25 protein-coding genes are annotated in these 24,942 nt (G+C 72.7%); 15 read left to right on the forward strand and 10 right to left on the reverse strand.

Annotated elements, in window-relative coordinates; genetic code table 11:
* Positions 1–27: 27 nt before the first annotated feature.
* Positions 28–381, reverse strand: coding sequence for a hypothetical protein (locus ABT403_RS08030; protein ID WP_344163934.1), 354 nt, complete (start codon positions 379–381; stop codon positions 28–30).
* Here ABT403_RS08030 and ABT403_RS08035 point away from each other — a divergent pair.
* The gene (locus ABT403_RS08035) at positions 380–1,162 is read left to right on the forward strand and encodes a uridine kinase family protein (RefSeq protein WP_344163937.1); all 783 of its coding nucleotides are present in this window, start codon (positions 380–382) and stop codon (positions 1,160–1,162) included. The two genes, ABT403_RS08030 and ABT403_RS08035, sit on opposite strands and share 2 nt — an antisense overlap.
* A gap of 187 nt (positions 1,163–1,349) precedes the next feature.
* On the opposite strand, the gene ABT403_RS08040 is transcribed toward ABT403_RS08035, so the two are convergent.
* Positions 1,350–2,051 (reverse strand): SigE family RNA polymerase sigma factor, encoded by a 702-nt coding sequence (locus ABT403_RS08040; RefSeq protein ID WP_344163940.1) that lies wholly within the window; start codon positions 2,049–2,051, stop codon positions 1,350–1,352.
* A gap of 218 nt (positions 2,052–2,269) precedes the next feature.
* On the opposite strand from ABT403_RS08040, the gene afsQ1 reads away from it, so the two are divergent.
* The 6 genes from afsQ1 to ABT403_RS08070 all read left to right on the forward strand — a co-directional run bounded on the left by afsQ1 (position 2,270) and on the right by ABT403_RS08070 (position 6,539).
* Complete coding sequence (afsQ1, locus tag ABT403_RS08045; protein WP_185117195.1) at positions 2,270–2,947, forward strand: two-component system response regulator AfsQ1; 678 nt, start codon at positions 2,270–2,272, stop codon at positions 2,945–2,947.
* Complete coding sequence (locus tag ABT403_RS08050) at positions 2,944–4,434, forward strand: HAMP domain-containing sensor histidine kinase (protein WP_344163946.1); 1,491 nt, start codon at positions 2,944–2,946, stop codon at positions 4,432–4,434. Before afsQ1 ends, ABT403_RS08050 begins: the two co-directional genes overlap by 4 nt.
* Positions 4,415–5,065, forward strand: coding sequence for a GerMN domain-containing protein (locus tag ABT403_RS08055; protein WP_344163949.1), 651 nt, complete (start codon positions 4,415–4,417; stop codon positions 5,063–5,065). The genes ABT403_RS08050 and ABT403_RS08055 overlap by 20 nt, the downstream gene beginning before the upstream one ends.
* Positions 5,066–5,621: 556 nt before the next feature.
* Positions 5,622–5,816 carry a type II toxin-antitoxin system Phd/YefM family antitoxin gene (locus ABT403_RS08060; RefSeq protein ID WP_344163952.1) on the forward strand — a complete coding sequence of 65 codons (195 nt, stop codon included), beginning with the start codon at positions 5,622–5,624 and terminating at the stop codon, positions 5,814–5,816.
* Positions 5,817–5,850: 34 nt separating this feature from the next.
* Positions 5,851–6,219: a DUF6247 family protein gene (locus ABT403_RS08065; protein WP_344163955.1), complete on the forward strand. Its 369-nt coding sequence runs from the start codon at positions 5,851–5,853 to the stop codon at positions 6,217–6,219.
* On the forward strand, positions 6,216–6,539 hold the full coding sequence (locus tag ABT403_RS08070) for a hypothetical protein (protein WP_351648366.1): 324 nt from the start codon (positions 6,216–6,218) through the stop codon (positions 6,537–6,539). The genes ABT403_RS08065 and ABT403_RS08070 overlap by 4 nt, the downstream gene beginning before the upstream one ends.
* Before the next feature lie 649 nt (positions 6,540–7,188).
* Here the strand turns inward: ABT403_RS08070 and ABT403_RS08075 are convergent.
* The 3 genes from ABT403_RS08075 to ABT403_RS08085 form a co-directional block, all read right to left on the reverse strand.
* Positions 7,189–8,838, reverse strand: a complete 1,650-nt coding sequence (locus ABT403_RS08075; RefSeq protein ID WP_344163961.1) for a phospho-sugar mutase — start codon at positions 8,836–8,838, stop codon at positions 7,189–7,191.
* Between the two features lie 62 nt (positions 8,839–8,900).
* On the reverse strand, positions 8,901–9,707 hold the full coding sequence (locus ABT403_RS08080; protein ID WP_045949141.1) for a purine-nucleoside phosphorylase: 807 nt from the start codon (positions 9,705–9,707) through the stop codon (positions 8,901–8,903).
* Between the two features lie 163 nt (positions 9,708–9,870).
* The gene (locus tag ABT403_RS08085; protein ID WP_007266087.1) at positions 9,871–10,308 is read right to left on the reverse strand and encodes a gamma-glutamylcyclotransferase family protein; all 438 of its coding nucleotides are present in this window, start codon (positions 10,306–10,308) and stop codon (positions 9,871–9,873) included.
* Positions 10,309–10,516: 208 nt separating this feature from the next.
* On the opposite strand from ABT403_RS08085, the gene ABT403_RS08090 reads away from it, so the two are divergent.
* Both ABT403_RS08090 and ABT403_RS08095 read left to right on the forward strand, forming a co-directional pair.
* The gene (locus ABT403_RS08090; protein WP_344163971.1) at positions 10,517–11,956 is read left to right on the forward strand and encodes an NAD(P)H-quinone dehydrogenase; all 1,440 of its coding nucleotides are present in this window, start codon (positions 10,517–10,519) and stop codon (positions 11,954–11,956) included.
* 235 nt (positions 11,957–12,191) lie between these two features.
* Positions 12,192–13,121 (forward strand): DeoR/GlpR family DNA-binding transcription regulator, encoded by a 930-nt coding sequence (locus ABT403_RS08095; RefSeq protein WP_385533872.1) that lies wholly within the window; start codon positions 12,192–12,194, stop codon positions 13,119–13,121.
* A gap of 432 nt (positions 13,122–13,553) precedes the next feature.
* On the opposite strand, the gene ABT403_RS08100 is transcribed toward ABT403_RS08095, so the two are convergent.
* A complete protein-coding gene (locus ABT403_RS08100; RefSeq protein ID WP_344163977.1) occupies positions 13,554–15,317 on the reverse strand; it encodes an acetyl/propionyl/methylcrotonyl-CoA carboxylase subunit alpha in 1,764 nt (587 codons plus the stop codon).
* A 378-nt stretch (positions 15,318–15,695) separates the two neighbouring features.
* On the opposite strand from ABT403_RS08100, the gene ABT403_RS08105 reads away from it, so the two are divergent.
* The gene (locus ABT403_RS08105; protein ID WP_344163980.1) at positions 15,696–16,133 is read left to right on the forward strand and encodes a hypothetical protein; all 438 of its coding nucleotides are present in this window, start codon (positions 15,696–15,698) and stop codon (positions 16,131–16,133) included.
* Here the strand turns inward: ABT403_RS08105 and ABT403_RS08110 are convergent.
* The 4 genes from ABT403_RS08110 to ABT403_RS08125 form a co-directional block, all read right to left on the reverse strand.
* Positions 16,114–16,713 carry a Maf family protein gene (locus ABT403_RS08110; RefSeq protein WP_344163983.1) on the reverse strand — a complete coding sequence of 200 codons (600 nt, stop codon included), beginning with the start codon at positions 16,711–16,713 and terminating at the stop codon, positions 16,114–16,116. The genes ABT403_RS08105 and ABT403_RS08110 overlap by 20 nt on opposite strands.
* Positions 16,714–16,731: 18 nt before the next feature.
* Positions 16,732–16,866: a morphogenic membrane protein MmpB gene (mmpB, locus tag ABT403_RS08115; protein ID WP_344163986.1), complete on the reverse strand. Its 135-nt coding sequence runs from the start codon at positions 16,864–16,866 to the stop codon at positions 16,732–16,734.
* A 131-nt stretch (positions 16,867–16,997) separates the two neighbouring features.
* Entirely contained in the window at positions 16,998–17,210 is a 213-nt protein-coding gene (locus ABT403_RS08120) for an acyl-CoA carboxylase epsilon subunit (RefSeq protein WP_344163989.1), read from the reverse strand.
* Positions 17,211–17,231: 21 nt separating this feature from the next.
* Positions 17,232–18,824 (reverse strand): acyl-CoA carboxylase subunit beta, encoded by a 1,593-nt coding sequence (locus tag ABT403_RS08125; RefSeq protein ID WP_344163992.1) that lies wholly within the window; start codon positions 18,822–18,824, stop codon positions 17,232–17,234.
* Positions 18,825–18,955: 131 nt separating this feature from the next.
* On the opposite strand from ABT403_RS08125, the gene ABT403_RS08130 reads away from it, so the two are divergent.
* From ABT403_RS08130 to hutH, 5 genes are all read left to right on the forward strand, one after another.
* Positions 18,956–19,822: a biotin--[acetyl-CoA-carboxylase] ligase gene (locus ABT403_RS08130; protein WP_344163995.1), complete on the forward strand. Its 867-nt coding sequence runs from the start codon at positions 18,956–18,958 to the stop codon at positions 19,820–19,822.
* Between the two features lie 190 nt (positions 19,823–20,012).
* Positions 20,013–21,188, forward strand: a complete 1,176-nt coding sequence (locus ABT403_RS08135) for an adenylate/guanylate cyclase domain-containing protein (protein WP_425580246.1) — start codon at positions 20,013–20,015, stop codon at positions 21,186–21,188.
* A 31-nt stretch (positions 21,189–21,219) separates the two neighbouring features.
* Positions 21,220–22,029: an enoyl-CoA hydratase/isomerase family protein gene (locus ABT403_RS08140; protein WP_344164000.1), complete on the forward strand. Its 810-nt coding sequence runs from the start codon at positions 21,220–21,222 to the stop codon at positions 22,027–22,029.
* Between the two features lie 77 nt (positions 22,030–22,106).
* Positions 22,107–23,222: a GGDEF domain-containing protein gene (locus ABT403_RS08145; RefSeq protein ID WP_344164003.1), complete on the forward strand. Its 1,116-nt coding sequence runs from the start codon at positions 22,107–22,109 to the stop codon at positions 23,220–23,222.
* A gap of 123 nt (positions 23,223–23,345) precedes the next feature.
* Positions 23,346–24,887: a histidine ammonia-lyase gene (gene hutH / locus ABT403_RS08150; RefSeq protein ID WP_344165815.1), complete on the forward strand. Its 1,542-nt coding sequence runs from the start codon at positions 23,346–23,348 to the stop codon at positions 24,885–24,887.
* Positions 24,888–24,942: the final 55 nt, after the last annotated feature.

The raw sequence follows: 24,942 nt of genomic DNA on the forward strand, positions 1-24,942 counted from the left end.
CCGGGGCCTTCGCGCGCCCTGACGCGGTCAGGACTTCGGAAGCACCGGCCCCAGCAGCGAGGAGACGGCCGCCTGGGGGATCTCCTTGACCGACGGCCCCTGCGTCAGCACCCCCGTCACCATCGAGGTCCCCACCGCCGGGAAGTCGGCCACCTTCGTACCGACCCCGTTGTCCAGCGGGTCCACCCCGGTGTGGGCGAGGGGGTTCACCTTCAGGTTGGAGATCGGGTCGACGACCCCGGCGACGGCCGCCGCCGGGTCCAGCTCCCCGGCCTGCGCCCCTCCGGCCGCCATGGCCAGGGCCGCCCCGGCCATGGAGAGGGTCAGTCCGGCCGAGCGGAGCCGCTTGGAAGAGGGGTCGGAGGCTGCGTGACGTGCCATGGTTCCCGCCTGTGGTCGTAGTCGCGTGCGCACACAGCGTAGTCGAGGAGGGTTCCGGGATTCCAACCCGGCGTGTGAGACCGGTCGCAGGGCCTGTCGGCGGTGTGTTGATACGCCGGGTCATGCCTCACACTGGTATCCCGTGAGCTGTTCATCCCCCCTTCCCACGCGCGTCGTACTCCTGACCGGTCCCTCGGGTTCCGGCAAGTCCTCGCTGGCGGCCCGCTCGGGCCTGCCCGTACTGCGCCTGGACGACTTCTACAAGGAGCAGTCGGACCCGACCCTGCCCCTGGTCGAAGGCAGCTCCGACATCGACTGGGACTCCCCGCTCTCCTGGGACGCCGACGTCGCCGTGGCCGCCGTCGCCGCACTCTGCGCCACCGGCCGCACCGAGGTCCCCGTCTACGACATCGCGACCAGCTCCCGCACCGGCACGGAGACCCTCGACATCTCCCGCACCCCGCTGTTCATCGCGGAAGGCATCTTCGCCGCCGACATCGCCGCCCGCTGCCAGGAACTCGGCCTCCTCGCCGACGCCATCTGCCTGCGCGGCCGCCCCTCCACCACCTTCCGCCGCAGGCTCGCCCGCGACCTGCGCGAGGGCCGCAAGTCCCTGCCCTTCCTGCTGCGCCGGGGCCTGCGCCTGATGCGGGCCGAACGCGGCATCGTCGCCCGGCACGTCGCCCTCGGCGCCCACGCCTGCGGCCGGGACGAGGCCCTGGGCCGCCTCGCCGCGGCGGCCGCCGGCCGCCACCGCTCGGCCACCGCCGCCGTCGCGTAGCCGTACGCACGAAGCACGCAGGAAGCACGCACGAAGAGGCGCCCGGGCCGCGTGAGCGTCCCGGGCGCCAAAGAGGAAGCGGGACCAAGCGGACCCCCGACCGCCTGATCCCGCTCCCATCCCCCCATGGCCTCCGTCCCACCCCCGTAGGACGGACCCCCTGGCCGGTGGTCTGTGGTCTGTGCCGTTACGCGACGAGCTCCCCGAAGGACTCCGCCTCGTCCTGCCCGAAGCTCAGCGCCTCGTCCTCGCGCAGCCGGCGCAGCGAGCGCCAGATGCTCGACTTCACGGTGCCCACGCTGATGCCCAGGATCTCCGCGATCTCCGGGTCCGTGCGGCCCTCGTAGTAGCGCAGCACCAGCATCGTGCGCTGCGGCTCCGGGATCCGCGACAGCGCCTGCCAGAGCACGGCACGCAGCTCCGTACCGCGCATCGCGTCCGTGTCGGAGGCCGTCTCCGGCAGCTCCTCCGTCGGGTACTCGTTCAGCTTGCGCCGACGCCACGCGCTGATGTGCAGGTTCGTCATCGTCCGGCGCAGGTAGCCGCCCACCGCCGCCTTGTCGCTGATCCGGTCCCAGGCGCGGTACGTGGAGAACAGGGCGCTCTGCAGCAGGTCCTCGGCCTCGTGGCGGTCGCCGGTGAGGTGGAAGGCCGTCGCGTACAGCGCCGCGCGCCGCTCCTGCACGTACGCCGTGAACTCCGCCTCCGAGGAGGAGGACGGGGAGGACGGGGTCCGCTGGGCGGGAACCGCCTGGTACTGGTTCGCGTCAATGGCTACGACGCGAGCCTGTCGCCGGGAGCCCGGCACCGTACGGACACCCGCCCGGCGGTTCGCGTCGTGCAGCCGCGTGACAACCGCGCTGGTGGTGGTGCTGTGCAGCGTGTTCATCTCGCGCCCCCCGTCGTGGAGTCTGCTTCGGTCCGTGCTTCGATGACAAAAGACTGCCCGGCGGACTTAACCGGCGTGTCCGTCGACTGTCACAGCACTGTCACAGCCGTCTCCGGCAGCCCTCCGGAGCCCCGCGGCCGGGCCCCCGCCGCGACCCCCGCCGGATCCGTCGCGCGCGACGGTCGAAGTCCCGACGGCCGATGGGACAGAATGAGCCCGTGCCTTTCCTGTTGCTGATCGAGGACGACGACGCCATCCGCACGGCCCTCGAACTCTCCCTGACCCGCCAGGGCCACCGTGTGGCCACCGCGGCGACGGGTGAGGACGGCCTGAAACTGCTGCGCGAGCAGCGGCCGGACCTGATCGTGCTCGACGTCATGCTGCCCGGGATCGACGGTTTCGAGGTGTGCCGGAGGATCCGCCGCACCGACCAGCTGCCGATCATCCTGCTCACCGCGCGCAGTGACGACATCGATGTCGTCGTCGGCCTGGAGTCCGGAGCCGACGACTACGTGGTCAAGCCCGTCCAGGGGCGGGTGCTCGACGCCCGCATCCGCGCCGTGCTGCGCCGCGGCGAACGCGAGGCCAGCGACTCCGCCGTCTTCGGGTCGCTCGTCATCGACCGGGCCGCCATGACCGTCACGAAGAACGGCGAGGACCTCCAGCTGACGCCCACCGAGCTGCGGCTGCTGCTGGAACTCAGCCGCCGGCCCGGCCAGGCCCTGTCCCGCCAGCAGCTGCTGCGGCTGGTGTGGGAGCACGACTACCTCGGCGACTCCCGCCTCGTCGACGCGTGCGTACAGCGGCTGCGCGCCAAGGTCGAGGAAGTGCCCTCCTCGCCCACGCTGATCCGTACCGTCCGGGGTGTCGGCTACCGGCTGGACTCACCGCAGTGACCAAGGCCCTGTTCGCGGGCCGGCGCTGGACCAGCCTGCGACTGCGGCTGCTCGTGGTGTTCGCCCTGGTCGCCCTCGTGGCCGCCGTCTCCGCCTCCGGCATCGCCTACTGGCTCAACCGCGAGGCGGTGCTCACGCGCACCCAGGACGCCGCCCTCGGCGACTTCCGCCAGGAGATGCAGAACCGGGCCGCGGCCCTGCCCGCCGACCCCACCCCCGAGGAACTGCAGCGCACCGCCGAGCTGATGGCGGGCAGCAGCCCCGGGTACAGCGTGCTACTCGTCCACGAACGCAAGGACAGGCGGCTGGTGTTCGGCACGGCCGGGGCGACCTCGTTCGGGCTGGACGACGTACCGAAGTCCCTCCAGCACGCCGTGAACGACCGGCAGAAGTCCACGACCGCGAACGACGCCGAGTACCACATGTACTGGCAGCGGACGAAGCCGAACGGCAACCCCTACCTGGTCGGCGGCACGCGGATCGTGGGCGGCGGGCCCACCGGCTACATGTACAAGTCCCTCGCCACCGAACGGGACGACCTCAACGCGCTCGGCTGGTCGCTGACCATCGCGACGGGGCTGGCCCTGCTCGGGTCCGCGCTGCTCGCGCAGGCGGCGGCGCGGACCGTCCTCAAGCCCGTACAGCGGCTCGGCGAGGCGGCCCGGCGGCTCGGCGAGGGCGAGCTGGACCACCGGCTCGACGTGTCGGGGACCGACGAACTGGCGGACCTCTCGCGGACGTTCAACCGGACGGCGGAGGCGCTGGAGAAGAAGGTCGCCGACATGAGCGCGCGGGAGGAGGCCAGCCGGCGGTTCGTCGCCGACATGAGCCACGAACTGCGCACGCCGCTGACGGCGTTGACGGCGGTCGCCGAGGTGCTGGAGGAGGAGGTCGACGACCTCGATCCGATGATCGCCCCCGCCGTGGGCCTGGTGGTCAGCGAGACCCGGCGGCTGAACGACCTGGTGGAGAACCTGATGGAGGTCACCCGCTTCGACGCGGGGACGGCGCGGCTGGTGCTGGACGACGTGAACGTCGCCGACCAGGTCACGGCGTGCATCGACGCCCGGGCCTGGCTGGACGCCGTCGAGGTCGACGCCGGACGCGGGATCGTGGCGCGGCTCGACCCGCGCCGGCTGGACGTGATCCTGGCCAACCTGATCGGCAACGCGCTCAAGCACGGCGGATCGCCGGTACGGGTCTCGGTGCGGGTCGAGGGGGAGTGGCTGGTCGTCGCGGTCAAGGACAACGGCCCCGGCATCCCGGAGGAGGTGCTGCCGCACGTCTTCGACCGCTTCTACAAGGCGAGCGCCTCCCGGCCGAAGTCGGACGGCAGCGGGCTGGGCCTGTCGATCGCCATGGAGAACGCGCACATCCACGGGGGCGACATCACGGCCGCGAACGGCCCGGAGGGCGGTGCCGTGTTCACGCTGCGGCTTCCGGTGGACGTGGGGAAGGTGATCGCCGGTGGCGGCACGGACGCGTAGGGCGCTGTGGGCGGCCGGGGTCCTCTCCCTGGTCCTGTCCGGGTGCGGGATCCGGGCCACGACCGTTCCGGTCGACGTGGGCCCGGCCCCGTCGCGGGTCTCCTGCGACACCCCGGACCTGCCGCCCGGGCAGAGCGGGGTACAGGGGTTCCGGGCCAAGATCGAGCTGGTCTGCGGATCGCAGCTGGTCGCGGTGGAACGGGTCGTCCCGGTGCCGGAGAAGCGGACCGGGCGCGAGCCCGTCACGCTGGTCGCCCAGGCCCTGCTGGAGGAGCTGGAGCGGACCCCGTCCGAGCAGGAACGGGAGGGCGGCTTCACGACCGGCGTCCCGGACGGCCTCACGGCCGCCCCGGCCCGGCCCGGCGACCCGGCGGGCACGGTCCGGCTGAGCCGCAAGGCCGAGGACCTGCCGCCGGTGGCCCTGGCCCAGATCGTGTGCACCCTGTCCGCGAGCGACGCCGTCTCGGCGGGCCCGGGCCCGGTGGTCCTGGGCGGCCCGGACGCGGACCCGCCGCGGGCGTGGGAGTGCACGGAGGCGGTCCGCAACCGCCCGGAATCGGCCCCGACCCTGGGCGAACTGGTCAGACCGAGCGGCTCGCCGACCCCGTCGCCGGGGGCGTCGGGGTCCTGAGGCGGGGGTAGCGGTACGGAGTCTCGCGGCGCGGGCCCGGGGCGGGGCGGTGGTTGCCCACCCGCCTCCCTGGGTGCGGGGCGGTGGATGGGGACCTGCGTCCCGCCGGGCGGGGACGGACCTGCCGGCCGGGGCCGGGAAGGGCGGCACCTGAGCCGGCCGTTCTCAGAGACGCCTTGGGGGTTTCCCGTCAGTCTCATCGTCCTTCCGCGTCGGGCCGCCCTGTCAAGGGCGCTCCTTCGTCGCGTCGCTTCGCGATGGCCTTCGGCCACCCTTGACAGCCCGTCCCGCCACGAAAAGCCGAAGACTGCCGGGAAACCCCCAAAAGGACGGCACGGGTCATGGTGGTGCACTCGGCGGGATCAGCGATCCCCCGGGGAGGCCGGGACACGGCAGACCGGGCATCCGGGCCCCTCCGTGGCAATCGGCGCCACCCCACGCATCAGATCGCTACGCGCTTCTCATTTCTCAGCGTCCGGCGGCCGTCTGGGGTTGCTCCTGCTCGTCCGGGTGATTCAACTCTCGCAACTATGATAGTTGGGGTAGCGTGTGGAGCATGGAGACGCGGACCTACACGACGATCGACCTTCGCAAGCAGATGGGCGAGATCCTTGACCGAACGAGGATCGCGCTGGAGCCGGCGGCGATCACGCGTAAGGGCAAGACTCTCGCCTACCTGGTGCCTGCCGAATGGTTCGAGCACTACCTGCAACTGGCGGACGCCGCGTCAGCCGACCAGGACGCGGCCTGAGCCGCTCCGGGCGCACATCGGGAGCCCCCACGTCATGACAGCGCAGCCCGTACACGTCGATGGTCCCGGCGACGGCCGGCCCCGTCGCATCCCGCCGATGCCCGAACGCACCCCTCAGGCGCTACGCCTGGCCATCCAGGACCATGCCCCCCACCTCCTGCCGGATTTCGAGGCTCACTGGAGGCGCGCGATCGGGGACGCCTTCAACCTCACCCCGGTGCCGGCCTTCATGCGACTGTGGTGGACTCAGTACGCCATTGCCCGGGACCCCGCTCTGGAGGAGCACCTTCGCGACCTCGAGGTGCGCGCCTCGAAGTCCGAGGACCCGGATGAATCCGCCCGGCTCCTGGGCGAGTACAGCCGTCTGCGGCGGGCCGCAGCCGCCTTGGAGCCCGGTCAGTGACGGATGACCCTCCGGCTCCGCCCTGGCAGATGGACTGGACACGTGAAGCCCGCCAGGAGTTCGACGACATGCCTGCCGACGGCAGGGAGCTCATTCTGTCCGCCAGAGCCGAATTGATCACCGCCGCAGATCCCTACTTCCGCGGCATCGATGCCGACAGCAACCTGCCGCACTGGATCACGGTCCGCCCTCTGGCCTCCACCAGCCCGGGTGGACCCCACATCGCCGACCTCGCGGGCGGACGCGGGTGGCTCGTCTTCACCTTCATCCGCAGGCACGCAGACCCCCAGATCACCGTCACCGACGCCTTCTGGGCGTGAGCACCACTGCGGACCGCGTCCCGAACGTGCACCTCATCCGCCCGGCGATCCGGGTAGACGGCCTCCGGACGCCATCCGGTTCGTCTTTTGGTGCAGGTATCAGCCCAGGACGGACGGCGGGCGCCGACGAAAGAGGAGCGCGTAGCGATCTGACGCGCCCCCGGTCCCGGATGACTCCCTGATCGTCATTTCGTGCGGGTAGCGGCCCCAGGCGGGCGGTGGACGCTGAGACGGGAGGAGCGCGTAGCGATCTGATGCGTGGGGTGGCATGGCTTACCGGTTGACGGGGCCGGATGGGTGGTCTGCCGTGTCCCGACGACCCCGACGGGTCGCTGATCCCGCCGATTGCATGACCTGCGTCCGTCCTGTTCCTTTGGGGGGTTCCCGGCAGTCTTCGGCTTTTCGTGGCGGGGCGGGCTGTCAAGGGTGGAGCGCAGCGACATCGCGAAGCGACGCGACGAAGGAGCGCCCTTGACTGACCGTCCCGACGCGGAAGGACGATGAGACTGACGGGAAACCCCCAAGGCTGCTCTGAGACCGCCCGGCCGAAGTCCCGACCCTCCCCGGCCCCGGCCCGCTCGCCGGGACGACGACGGCCCCTTCGGTGGGGCCGAGGGGGCCGTCGGGCGCGGGGCCGGGGGTTACGGGCTTACAGGCCCATGGCCGCCGCGAGGTCCTTCTTCACCGTGTCCAGGATCTCCTGGCCCCGGACGCGGGCCGAGGTGAGGTCCGAGGCTTCCGCCACCGGGACGACGACCTCCAGGTAGCACTTCAGCTTGGGCTCCGTGCCCGACGGGCGGCAGATCACCCGGGCCTTGTAGTCGCCCTCCAGGTAGTAGCGCAGGCCGTCCGTGGGCGGGAGGGTGGCCGTGCCCCGGGACAGGTCCTCCGCCGAGACCACCCGCAGGCCCGCCAGGGCCGTCGGGGGTTCCGCGCGCAGCCGCGCCATCGCGTTCGCGATGATCGACAGGTCCTCGACGCGGACCGAGAGCTGGTCGGTGTGGTGCAGGCCGTGGGCCATCGCCAGGTCGTCCAGCAGGTCGGTCAGGGTCCGGCCCTGCTCCTTGAGCACCGAGGCCAGCTCGGCGACCAGGAGGGCGGCGGTGATGCCGTCCTTGTCGCGGACGCCCTCCGGGTCCACGCAGTAGCCGAGGGCCTCCTCGTAGCCGTAGCGCAGGCCCTCCACGCGGGAGATCCACTTGAAGCCCGTGAGGGTCTCCTCGTAGCCCAGGTTCACCGCCTCGGCGATGCGGCCCAGGAGGGACGAGGAGACGATCGACTCGGCGAAGACGCCCTGCGCGCCCTTGTGGACCAGGTGGGCCGCCAGGAGCGCGCCGACCTCGTCGCCGCGCAGCATGCGCCAGCCGCCGTCGTCGGGGACGGCGACCGCGCAGCGGTCCGCGTCCGGGTCGTTGGCGATCACGATGTCGGGGTGGACCTCGGCGGCCTTCGCGAAGGCCAGGTCCATCGCGCCGGGCTCCTCCGGGTTGGGGAAGGCGACCGTCGGGAAGGCCGGGTCCGGCTCCGCCTGCTCGGCGACGAGCACCGGGGTGGGGAAGCCGTGCCGGGCGAAGGCCGCCATGACGACGTCCTTGCCGACGCCGTGCATGGCCGTGTAGACGGTCCGCACGCCGCGCGGGGACCCGGGGGTCAGGACGGCGTCCGTGCGCGCCAGGTAGGCCTCCAGGACCTCCTCGTCGAGCTGCAGCCAGCCGTCCGAGGGGCGGGGGACGGACGCGAGGGTGGTGATCGCGTCGATCTCCGCCGCGATCTGCGCGTCCGCCGGGGAGACGATCTGCGAGCCGTCGCCGAGGTAGACCTTGTAGCCGTTGTCCCGGGGCGGGTTGTGGCTCGCGGTCACCTCGACGCCGGCGACGGCTCCCAGGTGCCTTATCGCGTACGCGAGGACCGGCGTGGGCAGGGGGCGGGGGAGCACGGCCGCGCGCAGGCCGGCGCCCGTCATGACGGCCGCCGTGTCACGGGCGAAGTCCGCGGACTTGTAGCGGGCGTCGTAGCCGACGACCACCAGGCCGCCCTCGTGGCCCTGGGCCTTCAGGTAGGCCGCCAGGCCCGCCGCCGCGCGGATGACCACGGAGCGGTTCATCCGCATCGGGCCCGCGCCGATCTCGCCGCGCAGTCCGGCGGTGCCGAACTGGAGCGTGCCGGAGAAGCGGTCCGCGAGCTCGGCGGTGTCGCCCGCCTCGATGAGCCCGCGCAGCTCGGCCGCCGTCTCCTCGTCGGGGTCCTCCGCCAGCCAGGCCCGGGCCCGGGTGAGCAGGTCGTCCTGTGCCTGTTCCACTAGTTCCGCCTTACCTCTCGTACGTCGTCGGTCGTCGAGTCGTCGAGTCGTCGAGTCGTCGATCAGATGCGGGCGAGGACCTGCGTCAGCAGGGTGCCCATGCGGGCGGCGGAGTCGCGGCCGGCCTGGAGGACCTCTTCGTGGTTGAGCGGCTCGCCGGACAGGCCCGCGGCCAGGTTGGTGACCAGGGAGATGCCCAGGACCTCGGCGCCGGCCTCACGGGCGGCGATGGCCTCCAGCACGGTGGACATGCCGACCAGGTCGGCGCCCATGACGCGGATCATGTTGATCTCGGCCGGGGTCTCGTAGTGCGGGCCGGGGAACTGGACGTAGACGCCCTCTTCGAGGGTCTCGTCGATCTCCTTGCACATCGCGCGCAGGCGCGGCGAGTACAGGTCGGTGAGGTCCACGAAGTTCGCGCCGACGATCGGCGAGGTCGCGGTGAGGTTGAGGTGGTCGCTGATCAGGACGGGCTGGCCGGGCTTCATGCCCTCGCGCAGGCCGCCGCAGCCGTTGGTCAGGACGACGGTCTTGCAGCCGGCGGCGACGGCGGTACGGACGCCGTGGGCGACGGCGGCGACGCCGCGGCCCTCGTAGAAGTGGGTCCGGCCGAGGAAGAGCAGCGCACGCTTGTCGCCGATCTTGTACGAGCGGATCTTGCCGCCGTGGCCCTCGACGGCGGGGGGCGGGAAGCCGGGCAGCTCGGTGACCGGGAACTCGGCCTCGGGCGCGCCGAGCGCCTCTGCGGCGGGGGCCCAGCCGGAGCCCATGACGAGGGCGACATCGTGGGATTCGACGCCGGTGAGCTCGCGGAGGCGGGCGGCGGCGGCGTCGGCGGCGGCGAAGGGGTCGGTAACAGATGCGTTCACGCGGATGAGCGTAGCCGCTGTTGGCCTACGCGCGTAGATGGCACAGCTCACGGTGTTCGGATCGTTGCCTTGTCGTTTCCGCCGAAACGTCCCGGAGAGGCCGGAGGAGGGGGCCGGAGAGGGTGGGGACCGGCTGGACGGAGCCTGGGGCTCCGCCCCGGGGTCAGCAGGGGCGCTTGCGCAGTTCCATCACGTAGTCGTGCGGGGCGCCGGCCGATTCCGCCGCGTCGGCGATCTCGCCCAGGTAGCGCGCCGAGGGGAGGCCGCCCTCGTAGCCGTTCAGGACGTAGCACCAGGCGGCCTCCTCGCCGTCCAGCGTGTGGACCCGGATCCGCATGCGGCGGTAGATGTCCAGGCCGACACCCTCCCAGCGGTCCATGGAGTCCTCGTCCAGCGGCGCGATGTCGTACAGGGCGACGAAGACCTGCTGGCGGGGGGCTTCCACGATGGTGGCGAGGGCGCCCTCCCAGCCCATCTGCTCGCCGCCGAAGGTCAGCCGCCAGTCGTTGATCCAGCCCGTGCCGCGCAGCGGCGAATGCGGAGCGCGGCGCGTCATCAGCCGCGGGTCGAGGTTGCCGGCGTACGCGGCGTAGAGCGACATGAGGTCGAGGGTACGGGAGGGGCGCCCCGGCACGCGTGCCCGGATGGCGGACGGAGGACGCGACCGGGAGTGGGACATGTGAGCGGGACCGGGAGTGGAGCACGTTGAAGCGTGCGGGACAATGGGCGTGGAATGCATCCCCCGGGGAGACCCCCCGGATCGCCGGCCGGGGCGGCAGCCGGCCGGGCAGACGTGAGGCGGAGTTTTCGTGACCCGGATCGTGATCATCGGCGGCGGACCCGGCGGGTATGAGGCGGCCCTGGTGGGGGCCCAGCTCGGCGCGGAGGTGACCGTCGTCGACTGCGACGGTCTGGGCGGGGCGTCGGTGCTGACCGACTGCGTGCCCTCCAAGACCCTCATCGCGACCGCCGAGGTCATGACCACCTTCGACTCCTCGTACGAGGAGCTCGGCATCGTCGTCGCGGACGACACCCCGCCGATCGAGCAGGCCGCGCGTGTCGTCGGCGTCGACCTCGGCAAGGTGAACCGGCGCGTCAAGCGCCTCGCGCTCGCCCAGTCGCACGACATCACCGCCTCCGTGACCCGGGCCGGCGCCCGCGTCCTGCGCGGCCGCGGCAAGCTCGGCGGGCCGCAGGGCATCGACGGCACCCGGGACGTGATCGTCACCGCGGCCGACGGCACCGAGACGATCCTCACCGCCGACGCCGTGCTGATCGCGACCGGCGGCACCCCCCGCGAGATCCCCGACGCGATGCCCGACGGGGAGCGGATCCTGAACTGGACCCAGGTTTACGACCTGGAGGAGCTTCCCGAGGAGCTCATCGTGGTCGGCTCCGGTGTGACCGGTGCGGAGTTCGCCGGCGCGTACCAGGCGCTCGGCTCCCGCGTGACGCTGGTGTCCTCCCGCGACCGCGTGCTGCCGGGCGAGGACCCGGACGCGGCCGCCGTCCTGGAGGACGTCTTCCGCCGCCGCGGCATGAACGTCATCGGCCGCTCGCGCGCCGAGTCCGCCAAGCGGGTCGGCGACCGGGTCGAGGTCACCCTCTCCGACGGCCGGGTCATCACCGGCACCCACTGCCTGATGGCGGTCGGCGCGATCCCGAACACCAAGGACATGAACCTGGAGGAGTCCGGGGTCCGGCTGAAGGAGTCCGGGCACATCTGGACCGACAAGGTCTCGCGGACCTCCTCGCCGGGCGTGTATGCCGCCGGTGACGTGACGGGCGTCTTCGCGCTGGCCTCCGTCGCCGCCATGCAGGGCCGCATCGCGATGTACCACTTCCTCGGTGACGCGGTGGCCCCGCTGAACCTGAAGACGGTCTCCTCTAACGTCTTCACCGACCCCGAGATCGCCACTGTCGGTTACACCCAGGCCGATGTGGACGCCGGGAAGATCGACGCCCGTGTCGTGAAGCTGCCCCTGCTGCGCAACCCGCGCGCCAAGATGCAGGGCATCCGGGACGGCTTCGTGAAGCTGTTCTGCCGCCCGGGCACCGGGATCGTGGTCGGCGGCGTGGTCGTCTCGCCGCGCGCGAGCGAGCTGATCCACCCGATCTCGATCGCCGTCGACAACAACCTGACGGTCGAGCAGATCGCAAACGCGTTCACCGTGTACCCCTCCCTGTCGGGTTCGATCGCCGAGGTCGCCCGCCAGCTCCACACGCGCAAGGCCGCCGGAGAGGCGTAGGGCCGCATGCCGCCACGGAACAACCGCCCCTCCCCGTACGGGGGTTGGGGCGGCTTTCCGGGTCGGGCGGTGGCGTCCGGGTGGACGCGGGATGTCCGTTCGGACGCGTATACCACTTGTCGCCCCACCGTATGGACAACTTCGGTATTCCGGCGCAAGGAGCTGAAACCAGACGGTCGTTGGGGTTACTGTCAGTTTCGTGTTCGCTGCTGAACGTCGCCAACTGATCCTCGAAATGGTGCGGGCCAATGGAGCGGTATCGCTCCGGGAGCTCGCCCGCGTCGTCCAGACCTCCGAAGTGACCGTACGGCGGGACGTGCGGGCACTGGAGGCCGAAGGACTCCTCGACCGCCGCCACGGCGGTGCGGTCTTGCCGGGCGGTTTCACGCGGGAGTCCGGCTTTCCGCAAAAGTCCCATCTCGCGACGGCGGAGAAGACCGCCATCGCCGACGTCGCGGCCGGCCTCGTCGAAGAAGGCGAGGCCGTCGTCGTCGGCGCGGGCACCACGACCCAGGAGCTGGCCCGCCGGCTCGCACGGGTGCCCGGACTGACCGTCGTCACCAACTCGCTGCTCGTCGCCCAGGCGCTGGCGCACGCCAACCGGGTGGAGGTGGTGATGACCGGCGGCACGCTGCGCGGGTCGAACTACGCCCTCGTCGGCAGCGGCGCCGAGCAGTCCCTCCAGGGGCTGCGGGTCTCGCGGGCCTTCCTGTCCGGCAGCGGCCTGACCGCCGAGCGCGGGCTGTCCACGTCCAACATGCTCTCCGCGAGCGTGGACCGGGCGCTGGTGCAGGCGGCGGCGGAGGTCGTGGTCCTCGCCGACCACACCAAGCTGGGCACCGACACGATGTTCCAGACGGTGCCGACGGACGTGATGACCCGGCTCGTGACGGACGAGCCCCCGCCGCACGACGACCGGGCCGCCACCGAGCTCCAGGCGCTGGCCGACCAGGGCGTGCAGATCACGGTCGCCGGCTCCGCGCCGGCCTCCGGCGGGCACGGGGGTCCCGGGGACGGCATGCCCGGGCGCCGGCCGCGCCGGGACGCTCCGCTGCCGGTGCAGCGCAGGGGCGGGCCGGGTGCGCAGCTGCGGAGTGCGCCCGCGTCGATGCTGGAGCAGCAGGCGGGGGAGCGGGCCCGCGTCGCGGACATGCGGCGGCGCTAGCCGCTGGTCGCCGCGGAGCCTGCCGCCGTTCCCCCCGGCCGGTGTCCGACGGGCCGTCCCCGCCAGGGCGGCCCGTCGGACACCGGCCGGCGGTGCGGTGGGCCGCCGTCGCGGGGCGGGGCCTCCTGGGGGCTCCGCCCCCAGACCCCCGCGCCTCAAACTCCCCCAGCTACCGCTGGGAGGTGCCCCCAGGCGGGGCTGGAATGTGCTGCGCACATCCAGCCCGCGCGGCGTTTGAGCGCACCGGGCGCGGAGCGTCCGGAACGGGGTCCGGGGCGGAGCCCCTGGGGGTCCCCCCAGCGGTAGCTGGGGGAGGAACGGGCGAAGGGTGGGTAGGGGAACTGCCCCGCGCAGCGGCAGCCGGGGCCCCTGGGGTAGCGCGAAGGCCCCCGCCCGGTCAGTCGGGTGGGGGCCTTCGTCACGTGCGGGGTGTCAGTCCTTGATCTCGCAGATCGTGGCGCCCGACGTCAGCGACGCGCCGACCTCCGCCGTCAGGCCGACGATCGTGCCGGAGCGGTGCGCGTTCAGCGGCTGCTCCATCTTCATCGCCTCCAGGACGACGATCAGGTCGCCCTCGTTGACCTGCTGGCCCTCCTCCACGGCGACCTTGACGATCGTGCCCTGCATCGGGGACGCCAGCGTGTCGCCGGAGGCGGCCGGGCCGGACTTCTTCGCCGCGCGGCGCTTCGGCTTGGCGCCGCCCGCGGCGGCCGTGCGGGCCAGGGTCATGCCCAGCGAGGACGGGAGGGAGACCTCCAGCCGCTTGCCGCCGACCTCGACGACGACCGTCTCGCGGCCGGGCTCGTCCTCGGTGTCCTCGGCGGCCGGGGCGGCGAAGGCCGGGATCTCGTTGACGAACTCGGTCTCGATCCAGCGGGTGTGGACCGTGAACGGGTTGCCGTCGGCCGGGGCGAAGGCCGGGTCGGCGACGACCGCGCGGTGGAACGGGATGGCCGTGGCCATGCCCTCCACGTTGAACTCCGCCAGGGCACGCGCGGCACGCTGGAGGGCCTGCTCGCGGGTGGCGCCGGTGACGATCAGCTTGGCCAGCAGCGAGTCCCAGGCGGGGCCGATGACCGAGCCGGACTCCACGCCGGCGTCCAGGCGGACGCCCGGGCCGGTCGGGGCCTCGAACTTGGTGACGGTGCCGGGGGCGGGCAGGAAGTTGCGGCCCGGGTCCTCACCGTTGATGCGGAACTCGAAGGAGTGGCCGCGCAGGACCGGGTCCCCGTAGCCGAGCTCCTCGCCGTCGGCGATGCGGAACATCTCGCGGACCAGGTCGATGCCGGCGACCTCCTCGGTCACCGGGTGCTCGACCTGGAGGCGGGTGTTGACCTCCAGGAAGGAGATGGTGCCGTCGGTGCCGACCAGGAACTCGACGGTGCCCGCGCCGACGTAGCCGGCCTCCTTGAGGATGGCCTTGGACGCGGCGTACAGCTCGGCGTTCTGCGCCTCGGACAGGAAGGGCGCGGGGGCCTCCTCCACGAGCTTCTGGTGGCGGCGCTGGAGCGAGCAGTCACGCGTGGAGACGACGACCACGTTGCCGTGGGAGTCGGCCAGGCACTGGGTCTCGACGTGGCGCGGCTTGTCGAGGTAGCGCTCGACGAAGCACTCGCCGCGGCCGAAGGCGGCCACGGCCTCGCGCACGGCGGACTCGTACAGCTCGGGGACCTCTTCGAGCGTGCGGGCGACCTTCAGGCCGCGGCCGCCGCCGCCGAAGGCGGCCTTGATGGCGATGGGCAGCCCGTGCTGCTCGGCGAAGGCGACGACCTCGTCCGCCCCGGAGACCGGGTCGGGGGTGCCCGCGACGAGCGGCGCGCCGGCGCGCTGGGCGATGTGGCGGGCGGCCACCTTGTCGCCGAGGTCGCGGATGGCCTGCGGCGGCGGGCCGATCCAGGTCAGGCCCGCGTCGAGGACGGCCTGGGCGAACTCGGCGTTCTCGGACAGGAAGCCGTATCCGGGGTGGATGGCGTCCGCACCCGAGTCGGCGGCGGCCTGCAGGACCTTGCTGATGTCGAGGTAGCTGGTCGCCGGGGTGTCACCGCCCAACGCGAAAGCTTCGTCTGCCGCGCGGACGTGCAGAGCGTCCCGGTCCGGATCGGCGTAGACGGCTACGCTCGCGATCCCGGCGTCCCGGCAGGCCCGGGCAACGCGGACAGCGATTTCGCCACGGTTGGCGATGAGCACCTTGCGCACGATGGCTCCCTCCTTGAAACAAGCTGAGTTTAGGGACTGCCGACACGGCCTTACGACCCTTCCCCGGTGGTGAGCTTGCCCACACAGAGCGTGATGCGAGTGCCCTTTGAGTGCGAAAACCCTTGTGTCGGCCCAGGTCAGGGAGATCCCCAACTGCACAGTAACCCTGTGGCGCGTCGGAGGTCTCTGTTCGGCGGGTCAGCCGCCCCCGTCGATTCTTTGTGGAGTCCCTACGAACGGCCTAGGCAATCTTTGCGTGAGAGCCGTCACGGACCCCGTCCCGTAACGGACCCGCCGCGACCTCTTGTCCGCAGGTTTACTCGTTAGTAGCCTCCCAGGCGTCGAACACGCTTGTGGCGTGGGAGGGATGGGGGCGGCGTGCTGCGCAGACTCGTGGCGGGGCTGGGCGCGCTCGCGCTCGTCGTCGAGGCGGCGGTGCTCGTCGTCGTCCATCTGGTGCTCGGCCGGGCGACGGCCGCTCAGTCGATGTCGGTCGCCGGCAGCGATCCGGACGTCATGTCCAAGGCGACGTACGGGCTGGGCATCGCCATGGGCGCCTTCCTCCTGCTGAACGCCGTGCTCCTCGCCGTCGCCGCCCTGCGCGACCGGCGACCCGGGCGCGCCGCACGGGCCGTCCTCGTGGCCGCCGCCGTCACCCACGGGGTGCTCGGCGCCCTCGCCGCCGCACTCGTCGGCTGGGGCGCCTTCGCGGCCGTCATGGCGGTCTTCTGCCTGATCATGGCGGCCCTGACCCTCCACGCGGAGGCCGGGGACGGGGACGGGGCCCGGGAGGGGCTCAGACCCACAAATCCGTGATGGACACGTCCAGTTCGCCCAGCAGGGAGCGCAGCAGTGGCATCGACAGGCCGATGACGTTGCCCGGGTCCCCGTCGATCCCGTCGATGAACGCCGACGACAGCCCGTCCAGGGTGAACGCCCCGGCCACGTGCAGCGGCTCGCCGCTCTCCACGTACGCCGCCACCTCCGCGTCCGTCGGCTCGCCGAAGCGGACCGTCGTCGAGGCCGTGGCCGAGACCTGACGCCCCGTCGCCGTGTCGATCACGCAGTGGCCCGTACGCAGGACGCCGGCCCGGCCGCGCATGGACTTCCAGCGGGCCGTGGCCTCCGCCGCGTCCGCCGGCTTGCCCAGGGCCTCGCCGTCCAGTTCCAGCACCGAGTCGCAGCCGATCACCAGCGCGCCGGCGGCCTCCGGCAGCTCCGCCACCACGCCCGCCTTGGCCTCGGCCAGGGCCAGCGCCAGCTCGGCCGGCTCGTCGTGGTCCAGGGTGTCCTCGTCGAAACCGCTGACGATCACGTGCGGGGCCAGACCGGCCTGCCGCAGCAGGTTCAGCCGGGCGGGGGAGGCGGAGGCGAGGACGAGCGTGCGTACGGTCATGGGGTCAGCCTAGCCAGGCTAGAACGGGGCCACGCCCAGCACGTAGACCCCCACCAGCGTCGCCAGCAGCAGCACCACCAGCATCCGCCGCAGCATCGCCTGGGCGTCGCGCATGTCCTTCGGCGGCTCGTCCTTCGGGTCTGACCAGAGCATGCTCCGATCCTCGTCCCGGCACGCCGGTGGCGCCTGAGTACCCGTACTCAGGCGCCACCGTCCGTTCGCGCCATTTTCCGCGCGGCGCCGCGCGGGATCGGCCGCCGCGCGGGATCGGCCGCCTCGTGGGATCAGCCCTGGTGCGGCCAGTACGTACGGCCCCACGCGCGCGGCCCCGGCCGCATCACGTGCCGCCGGGCCACCCGGCCCGGCGCCGACCACTCGTCCGGGACCCGGGGCGCGCCCGACGGCGCGGAGGCCAGCGCCGCCGCGCGCGCGTGGACCACCGCCAGTGCGGCGGCCAGCTCCTCGGGGGTCGGGTTGCCCTTGACGACCTTGATCATCACTGTGAGCTCCTCGGGAACCTAGAGGGGGATGTTGCCGTGCTTCTTCGGGGGCAGCGACTCCCGCTTGGTGCGCAGCTGCCGCAGCCCCTTCACCACGTGGGCGCGGGTCTCGGACGGCATGGTCACCGCGTCGATGTAACCGCGCTCGGCGGCCGTGTACGGGTTGAGCAGGGTGTCCTCGTACTCGGTGATGAGCCGGGCCCGGGTCTCCTCCACCTCCTCCGGGGCGGCCTCCGCGATCGTGCGCCGGTGCAGGATGTTCACCGCGCCCTGCGCGCCCATGACGGCGATCTGGGCCGTCGGCCAGGCGAGGTTCAGGTCCGCGCCGAGGTGCTTGGAGCCCATGACGTCGTAGGCGCCGCCGAAGGCCTTGCGGGTGATGACGGTGATGAGCGGGACGGTGGCCTCGGCGTAGGCGTAGATCAGCTTCGCCCCGCGCCGGATGATTCCGTTGTACTCCTGGTCGGTGCCGGGGAGGAAGCCCGGCACGTCGACGAAGGTCAGCACCGGGATGTTGAAGGCGTCGCACGTCCGTACGAAGCGGGCGGCCTTCTCCGAGGCGTTGATGTCCAGGCAGCCGGCGAACTGCATCGGCTGGTTGGCGACCACGCCCACCGGGTGCCCCTCGACGCGGCCGAAGCCGGTGAGGATGTTCGGGGCGAACAGGGACTGCGTCTCCAGGAACTCCCCGTCGTCCAGCACGTGCTCAATCACAGTGTGCATGTCGTACGGCTGGTTCGCACTGTCCGGGATCAGCACGTCGAGTTCGAGGTCGGCCTCGGAGACCTCGGTGTCCGCCTCCTCCGGGAAGGCCGGGGGCTCGGAGAGGTTGTTCGACGGCAGGTACGCGAGGAGCGACTTCACGTACTCGATGGCGTCCTTCTCGTCACCCGCCATGTGGTGCGCCACGCCCGAGGTGGAGTTGTGGGTGCGGGCGCCGCCCAGCTCCTCGAAGCCGACGTCCTCGCCGGTGACCGTCTTGATGACGTCCGGGCCGGTGATGAACATGTGCGAGGTCTGGTCGACCATGACCGTGAAGTCGGTGATGGCCGGGGAGTACACGGCGCCGCCGGCGCAGGGGCCGACGACCAGGCTGATCTGCGGGATCACGCCCGAGGCGTGGACGTTGCGGCGGAAGATCTCGCCGTACATCCCCAGCGCGCTGACGCCCTCCTGGATGCGGGCGCCGCCGGAGTCGTTGATGCCGACGACCGGGCAGCCGGTCTTCAGGGCGAAGTCCATCACCTTGATGATCTTCTGGCCGTAGACCTCGCCGAGGGCCCCGCCGAAGACCGTGAAGTCCTGCGAGAACACGGCGACCGGGCGGCCGTCCACCGTGCCGTAGCCGGTGACGACGCCGTCGCCGTAGGGGCGGGTCTTCTCCAGCCCGAAGTTGGTCGACCGGTGCCGGGCGAACTCGTCCAGCTCGACGAACGACCCCTCGTCCAGCAGCAACGCCACCCGCTCACGTGCCGTCAGCTTGCCCTTGGCGTGCTGCTTCTCGACGGCGCGCTCGGAACCGGCGTGTGTGGCTTCCTCGACTCGGCGCCGCAGGTCCGCGAGCTTGCCCGCGGTCGTGTGCATGTCGATCGGCTCTGAGGGTTGGGACATCGGGGTCGCGGCTCCCTGTGTGGTGTCAACTGCCTGGTCAATTGATTGACTGCTGCTGGCTACTGGTGCGTAGCGTATCGGCGGGCATGGCGCTCGGCAGTGCGGCGTTTGACACACCTACATTGGGTTGCATGACTCCACAAGATGCTTCATCCGGAGCCGCGCCGGGCCGCTGGACGAGCCTGGACCGCCCGCCCCTGAACGCCTCCGCCCTCTCTCGGGCGCTCGTCGCGCCGGACGGCCTGTGGACCTCGCTTGAGGTCGTGGGCTCCACCGGGTCCACCAACACCGATCTCGCCGCGCGGGCCGGTGAGCTGGCCGAGGGGGCCGTGCTGGTCGCCGAGGAGCAGACGGCCGGTCGGGGGCGGCTCGACCGCAGCTGGGTCGCGCCCGCGCGGTCCGGGCTGTTCTTCTCCGTGCTGCTCAAGCCGGGCGCGGGCGTGCCCGAGGAGCGGTGGGCGTGGCTGACCCTGCTCGCCGGGGTGGCCACGGCGACCGGGCTGTCGCGGGCGGCGGGCGTGGACACCCTGCTCAAGTGGCCCAACGACCTGCTGGTGACCGTGGACGGCGAGGAGCGCAAGACCGGCGGCATCCTCGCCGAGCGGGTGGCAGACGGGGTGGTCATCGGCATCGGCCTCAACGTGACCCTCACCGAGGACGAGCTCCCCGTACCGCAGGCGGGCTCCCTGGCCCTCGCGAAGGCGACGGTCACGGACCGCGAGCCGCTGCTGAAGGCCGTGCTGCGGTCGCTGGAGGAGTGGTACGGGCGCTGGCGCGACGCCGCCGGGGACCCGGGCGAGAGCGGGCTCCAGGAGACGTACGCGGCGGGCTGCGCCACGCTCGGCCGGCACGTCCGGGCGGACCTGCCGGGGGGCCGGGTGCTCACCGGTACGGCCGAGGCGCTGGACACCGACGGGCGCCTGGTGATCCGGACGGCCGAGGACGAACGGGTGGCGGTGGGCGCGGGCGACGTGGTCCACCTGAGGGCCGTCCGCTAGCGGGGTCTTCCCGGGCGGCCCGGGTGCGGGGGCTCCGCCCCGGGCCTCCGCGCCCCCGTCTCCCCCGGCCACCGCGGGCGGGCCGGGGGTGGCTCGATCGTCCCCGGCGCCGGAACTGGGGGAGTGAGCTACGGCACACCTGCCGTATGGTTTAGGCGATCCCGATCGGGCTCCCCGGATTGCGCACGGAATGGACAGGAGGCGGCCCTTGACCGTCGGCGACTCTACGTCCAGCGCGTCCCCTTCCGGCTCCGCGGGCAACCCCGGGACCCCGATCGGACGGGACCAGCACACCCCGTTCCACGAGGTCGACCACGCCGCGCAGCCCACGGCCGATCCGCTCGCCATCCGGCTGGAGCAGCTCATCCTGGGCGCCGAGCGGCGCTACACCCCCTTCCAGGCGGCCCGCAGCGCCGGGGTCTCGATGGAGCTGGCGTCCCGTTTCTGGCGGGCCATGGGCTTCGCGGACATCGGTCAGGCCAAGGCCCTGACCGAGGCCGACGTGCTGGCGCTGCGGCGCCTCGCCGGACTGGTGGAGGCCGGGCTGCTCAGCGAGCCGATGGCGGTGCAGGTGGCGCGCTCCACGGGGCAGACCACCGCCCGGCTGGCGGAATGGCAGATCGACTCCTTCCTGGAGGGGCTGACGGAGCCGCCGGAGCCCGGCATGACCCGTACGGAGGTCACCTACCCGCTGGTCGAGCTGCTGCTGCCGGAGCTGGAGGAGTTCCTCGTCTACGTGTGGCGCCGCCAGCTCGCTGCGGCCACGGGCCGGGTGGTGCAGGTCGCGGACGACGAGGAGATGGTCGACCGGCGGCTCGCGGTGGGCTTTGCGGACCTGGTGGGCTTCACCCGGCTGACCCGGCGCCTGGAGGAGGAGGAGCTCGGCGAGCTGGTCGAGGCCTTCGAGACGACGGCGGCGGACCTGGTCGCCGCGCACGGCGGCCGGCTGATCAAGACGCTCGGCGACGAGGTGCTGTACGCCGCCGACGACGCGGCGACGGCGGCGGAGATCGCGCTGCGGCTGATCGAGACGATGGAGGCGGACCCCCAGATGCCGGAGCTGCGCGTCGGCATAGCGTTCGGGACGGTGACGACCCGGATGGGCGACGTCTTCGGGACGACGGTGAACCTGGCGAGCCGGCTGACCTCGATAGCGCCGAAGGACGCGGTGCTGGTGGACGGCGCGATGGCCGAGGAGCTGAGCCGTACGGGCGCGGCGCCGAAGTCCGAGAAGGACGCCGAGAACGAGGAGGGCGGCGGCTCGTACCGCTTCGCGCTCCAGCCGATGTGGCAGCGGCCGGTGCGCGGACTGGGTGTCGTGGAGCCCTGGTCGTTGACGCGGCGGACGCCTAAGATCCCCGGGTAACGTTCGTTAACTTTTCCGGGGAGAGTGTGCCGTGGGCGGGAACGAAGTCCGTTTCGGGGAGTTCGTAGCGGTCCGGCGGCACGGTGACCGCGGGGTGGTCGCGGAGCTGGTGCTGGACCGGCCCAAGGCGATGAACGCCGTCTCGACGGAGATGGCGCGCTCGGTCTCCGCCGCGTGCGACGCGCTCGCCGCGGATCCCGGCGTACGGATCGTGGTCCTGTCCTCCACCCATGAGCGGGCCTTCTGCGTGGGCGCGGACCTCAAGGAGCGCAACTCGCTGTCGGACGCCGAGCTGGTGCGGCAGCGGCCGACCACCCGGGGTGCGTACGGGGGCGTGCTGGAGCTGCCCATGCCGACGATCGCGGCGGTGCACGGCTTCGCGCTGGGCGGCGGCTTCGAGCTGGCGCTGGCCTGCGACGTGATCGTGGCCGACGAGACGGCGGTCGTGGGGCTGCCGGAGGTGTCGGTGGGCGTGATCCCGGGCGGCGGCGGTACGCAGCTGCTGCCGCGCCGGGTCGGGGCGGCCCGGGCCGCCGAGCTGATCTTCACGGCCCGCCGGGTGGAGGCGGCCGAGGCGCTGTCCCTGGGGCTGGTCGACGAGGTGGCCCCGGCCGGCGGGGACCGTGCGCGGGCCCTGGAGCTGGCGGCGGCGATGGCGGCGAACTCCCCGGTCGGGCTGCGGGCGGCCAAGCGGGCGCTGCGGCTGGGGCACGGGATGGACCTGGCGGCGGGGCTGGAGATCGAGGACGCGGCCTGGCGGACGGTGGCCTTCTCGGGTGACCGGGCCGAGGGCGTGGCGGCGTTCAACGAGAAGCGGAAGCCCGAGTGGCCGGGGGAGTAGGGGTGGAACCCCTTTCCGTGCCGCACAAACTCGTGGCATCCATCACTTAATCGGATAAAACTCCCTAATCTGGGGTGATGGGAGTTGACGGACGGCTTCGGGCCGTCGTGGGCCTCGCGCAGGCCATGGCGGCGGCCTGCGCCCCGCGGGACAGTGTCCGGGCCGCCGCCCGGGGGGCCCGGCTCGCGCTGGACGGGTCCGTCGCCGCCGTCTCCGCCTGGGAGCGGGAGCGCGGCCGGCTGCGGGTGCTGGTGAACGAGGGGGAGCTGCGGCCCGGGGAGGAGGAGTTCCCCGAGGACGAGTCCTATCCCGTGCACGACTTCCCCGAGATCACCGAGTTCCTGCACGAGCGCTGGGTCGGTGGCGGCGGGCCGCACGCCTGGGTGGACGCCGCCGACGGCGGCCGGCCGGGGCGCCGGGGCGCGGCGCTGCGGGCGCGCGGGCGCGGGACGTGCGTGGTCGCGCCGATCGTGCTCAGCGGGCGCGCCTGGGGGGAGCTGTACGTCGCCCGGAACGCGGGGCTGCCCCGGTTCGACGACACCGACGCGGAGTTCGCGACCGTCCTGGCGGCCGTCGTGGCGGCGGGGCTGGCGCAGAACGAGCGCCTGGAGGAGGCCCGGCGCCTGGCCTTCACCGACCCGCTGACCGGCCTGGCCAACCGGCGGGCCGTGGACATGCGGCTCGACGAGGCGCTGGAGGAGCACCGGCGCACGGACGCGGTGGTCAGTCTGGTCGTCTGTGACCTGAACGGCCTCAAGAAGGTCAACGACACCCTCGGGCACGCGACGGGCGACCGGCTGCTGGAACGTTTCGGCTCGGTGCTGAGCCTGTGCGGGGCCATGCTCCCGGGCGCCCTCGTCGCCCGGCTGGGCGGCGACGAGTTCTGCCTGGTCAGCGTCGGCCCGTCGGCGGACGAGGTGGTACGGGTCACCGAGGAGGTGTGCGTACGGGCCGCGGCGCTGGAGCTGGGGGAGGGGGTGGCCTGCGGGGTGGCCTCCACGGGGGACCCGATCGGCCCGGTGAAGTCCTCCCGGCGGCTGTTCCGGCTCGCGGACGCCGCCCAGTACAAGGCGAAGGCGGCCCGTTCGGCGGGCCCGGTGGTCGCGGGACGGGACACGGCGGTGGTGCGGCTGGCCGACGCCGCGGCGCGGGAGGCGCCGGGCGAGCGGCGGCGGTTCCGGGGGCGGCAGTAGGGGCGCGGGCGGGGCGGGTGCGGCCGGGAAGGTTGATCCGTAAGGGGTAACAGGCGGACCCGATCGTGACATTCTCAGCTAGTGACATGAAGGGATTCAGTCCGTAGGGTGCTGAATATGGATATGCACACTGTCGTGGTGGGGACCTCCGGGACCACCGCCGAGGACGTCATCGCCGTCGCCCGAGGCAACGCGCGGGTCGAGCTGTCCGGCGAGGCGCTCGAAGCCCTCGGCCGCGCCCGCGAGATCGTCGACGCGCTCGCCGCCAAGCCCGAGCCCGTCTACGGCGTCTCGACCGGCTTCGGCGCCCTCGCCTCCCGGCACATCAGCCCCGAGCTGCGCGCGCAGCTCCAGCGCAACATCGTCCGCTCCCACGCCGCCGGCATGGGCCCGCGCGTCGAGCGCGAGGTCGTCCGCGCCCTGATGTTCCTGCGCCTGAAGACGGTGGCCTCCGGGCACACCGGCGTACGGCCCTCGGTCGCCCAGACCATGGCCGACCTGCTCAACGCCGGCATCACTCCCGTCGTCCACGAGTACGGCTCCCTCGGCTGCTCCGGCGACCTCGCGCCCCTCTCCCACTGCGCCCTCGCGCTCATGGGCGAAGGCGACGCCGAGGGCCCCGACGGCGTCGTCCGCCCGGCCGGCGAACTCCTCGCCGAGCACGGCATCGAGCCCGTCGAGCTCCGCGAGAAGGAGGGCCTCGCCCTCCTCAACGGCACCGACGGCATGCTCGGCATGCTGGTGATGGCCCTCGCCGACCTGCGGACCCTCTACACCTCCGCCGACATCACCGCCGCCCTCACCCTGGAGGCGCTCCTCGGCAGCGAGAAGGTCCTCGCCCCCGAGCTGCACGCCATCCGCCCGCACCCCGGCCAGGGCGCCGCCGCCGCCAACATGGCCGCCGTGCTGAAGGGCTCCGGGCTCACCGGGCACTTCCAGGAGGAGTCCGCACCGCGCGTGCAGGACGCCTACTCCGTGCGCTGCGCCCCCCAGGTCGCCGGCGCCGGCCGCGACACCATCGCGCACGCCGCCCTCGTCGCCTCCCGCGAGCTGGCCTCCGCCGTCGACAACCCGGTCGTCCTGCCCGACGGCCGCGTCGAGTCCAACGGCAACTTCCACGGCGCGCCCGTGGCCTACGTCCTGGACTTCCTGGCCATCGCGGCCGCGGATCTCGGCTCGATCGCCGAACGCCGCACCGACCGCCTCCTCGACAAGAACCGCAGCCACGGCCTGCCGCCGTTCCTCGCGGACGACGCCGGCGTCGACTCCGGCCTGATGATCGCCCAGTACACGCAGGCCGCCCTGGTCAGCGAGATGAAGCGACTCGCCGTCCCGGCCTCGGCCGACTCCATCCCGTCCTCCGCCATGCAGGAGGACCACGTCTCCATGGGCTGGTCGGCGGCGCGCAAGCTGCGCACCGCGGTCGACAACCTCACGCGCGTCATCGCCATCGAGCTGTACGCGGCCACCCGCGCCCTGGAGCTGCGCCACGGCCTCACCCCGGCCCCGGCCAGCCAGGCCGCCCTCGCGGCGGCCCGCGCGGCGGGCGTCCAGGGCCCCGGCCCGGACCGCTTCCTGGCCCCCGACCTCGCGGCGGCCGACGCCTTCGTCCGCGCGGGCGGCCTGGTGGCGGCGGTGGAACCGGTGACGGGCCCGCTGGCGTAGCCGCACCGCGACGACGACGAAGGCCGCGCCCCGGGGGATCCCGGGGCGCGGCCTC

Source organism: Streptomyces sp. NPDC000075 (assembly GCF_040301925.1).
GTDB lineage: Bacteria > Actinomycetota > Actinomycetes > Streptomycetales > Streptomycetaceae > Streptomyces > Streptomyces polychromogenes.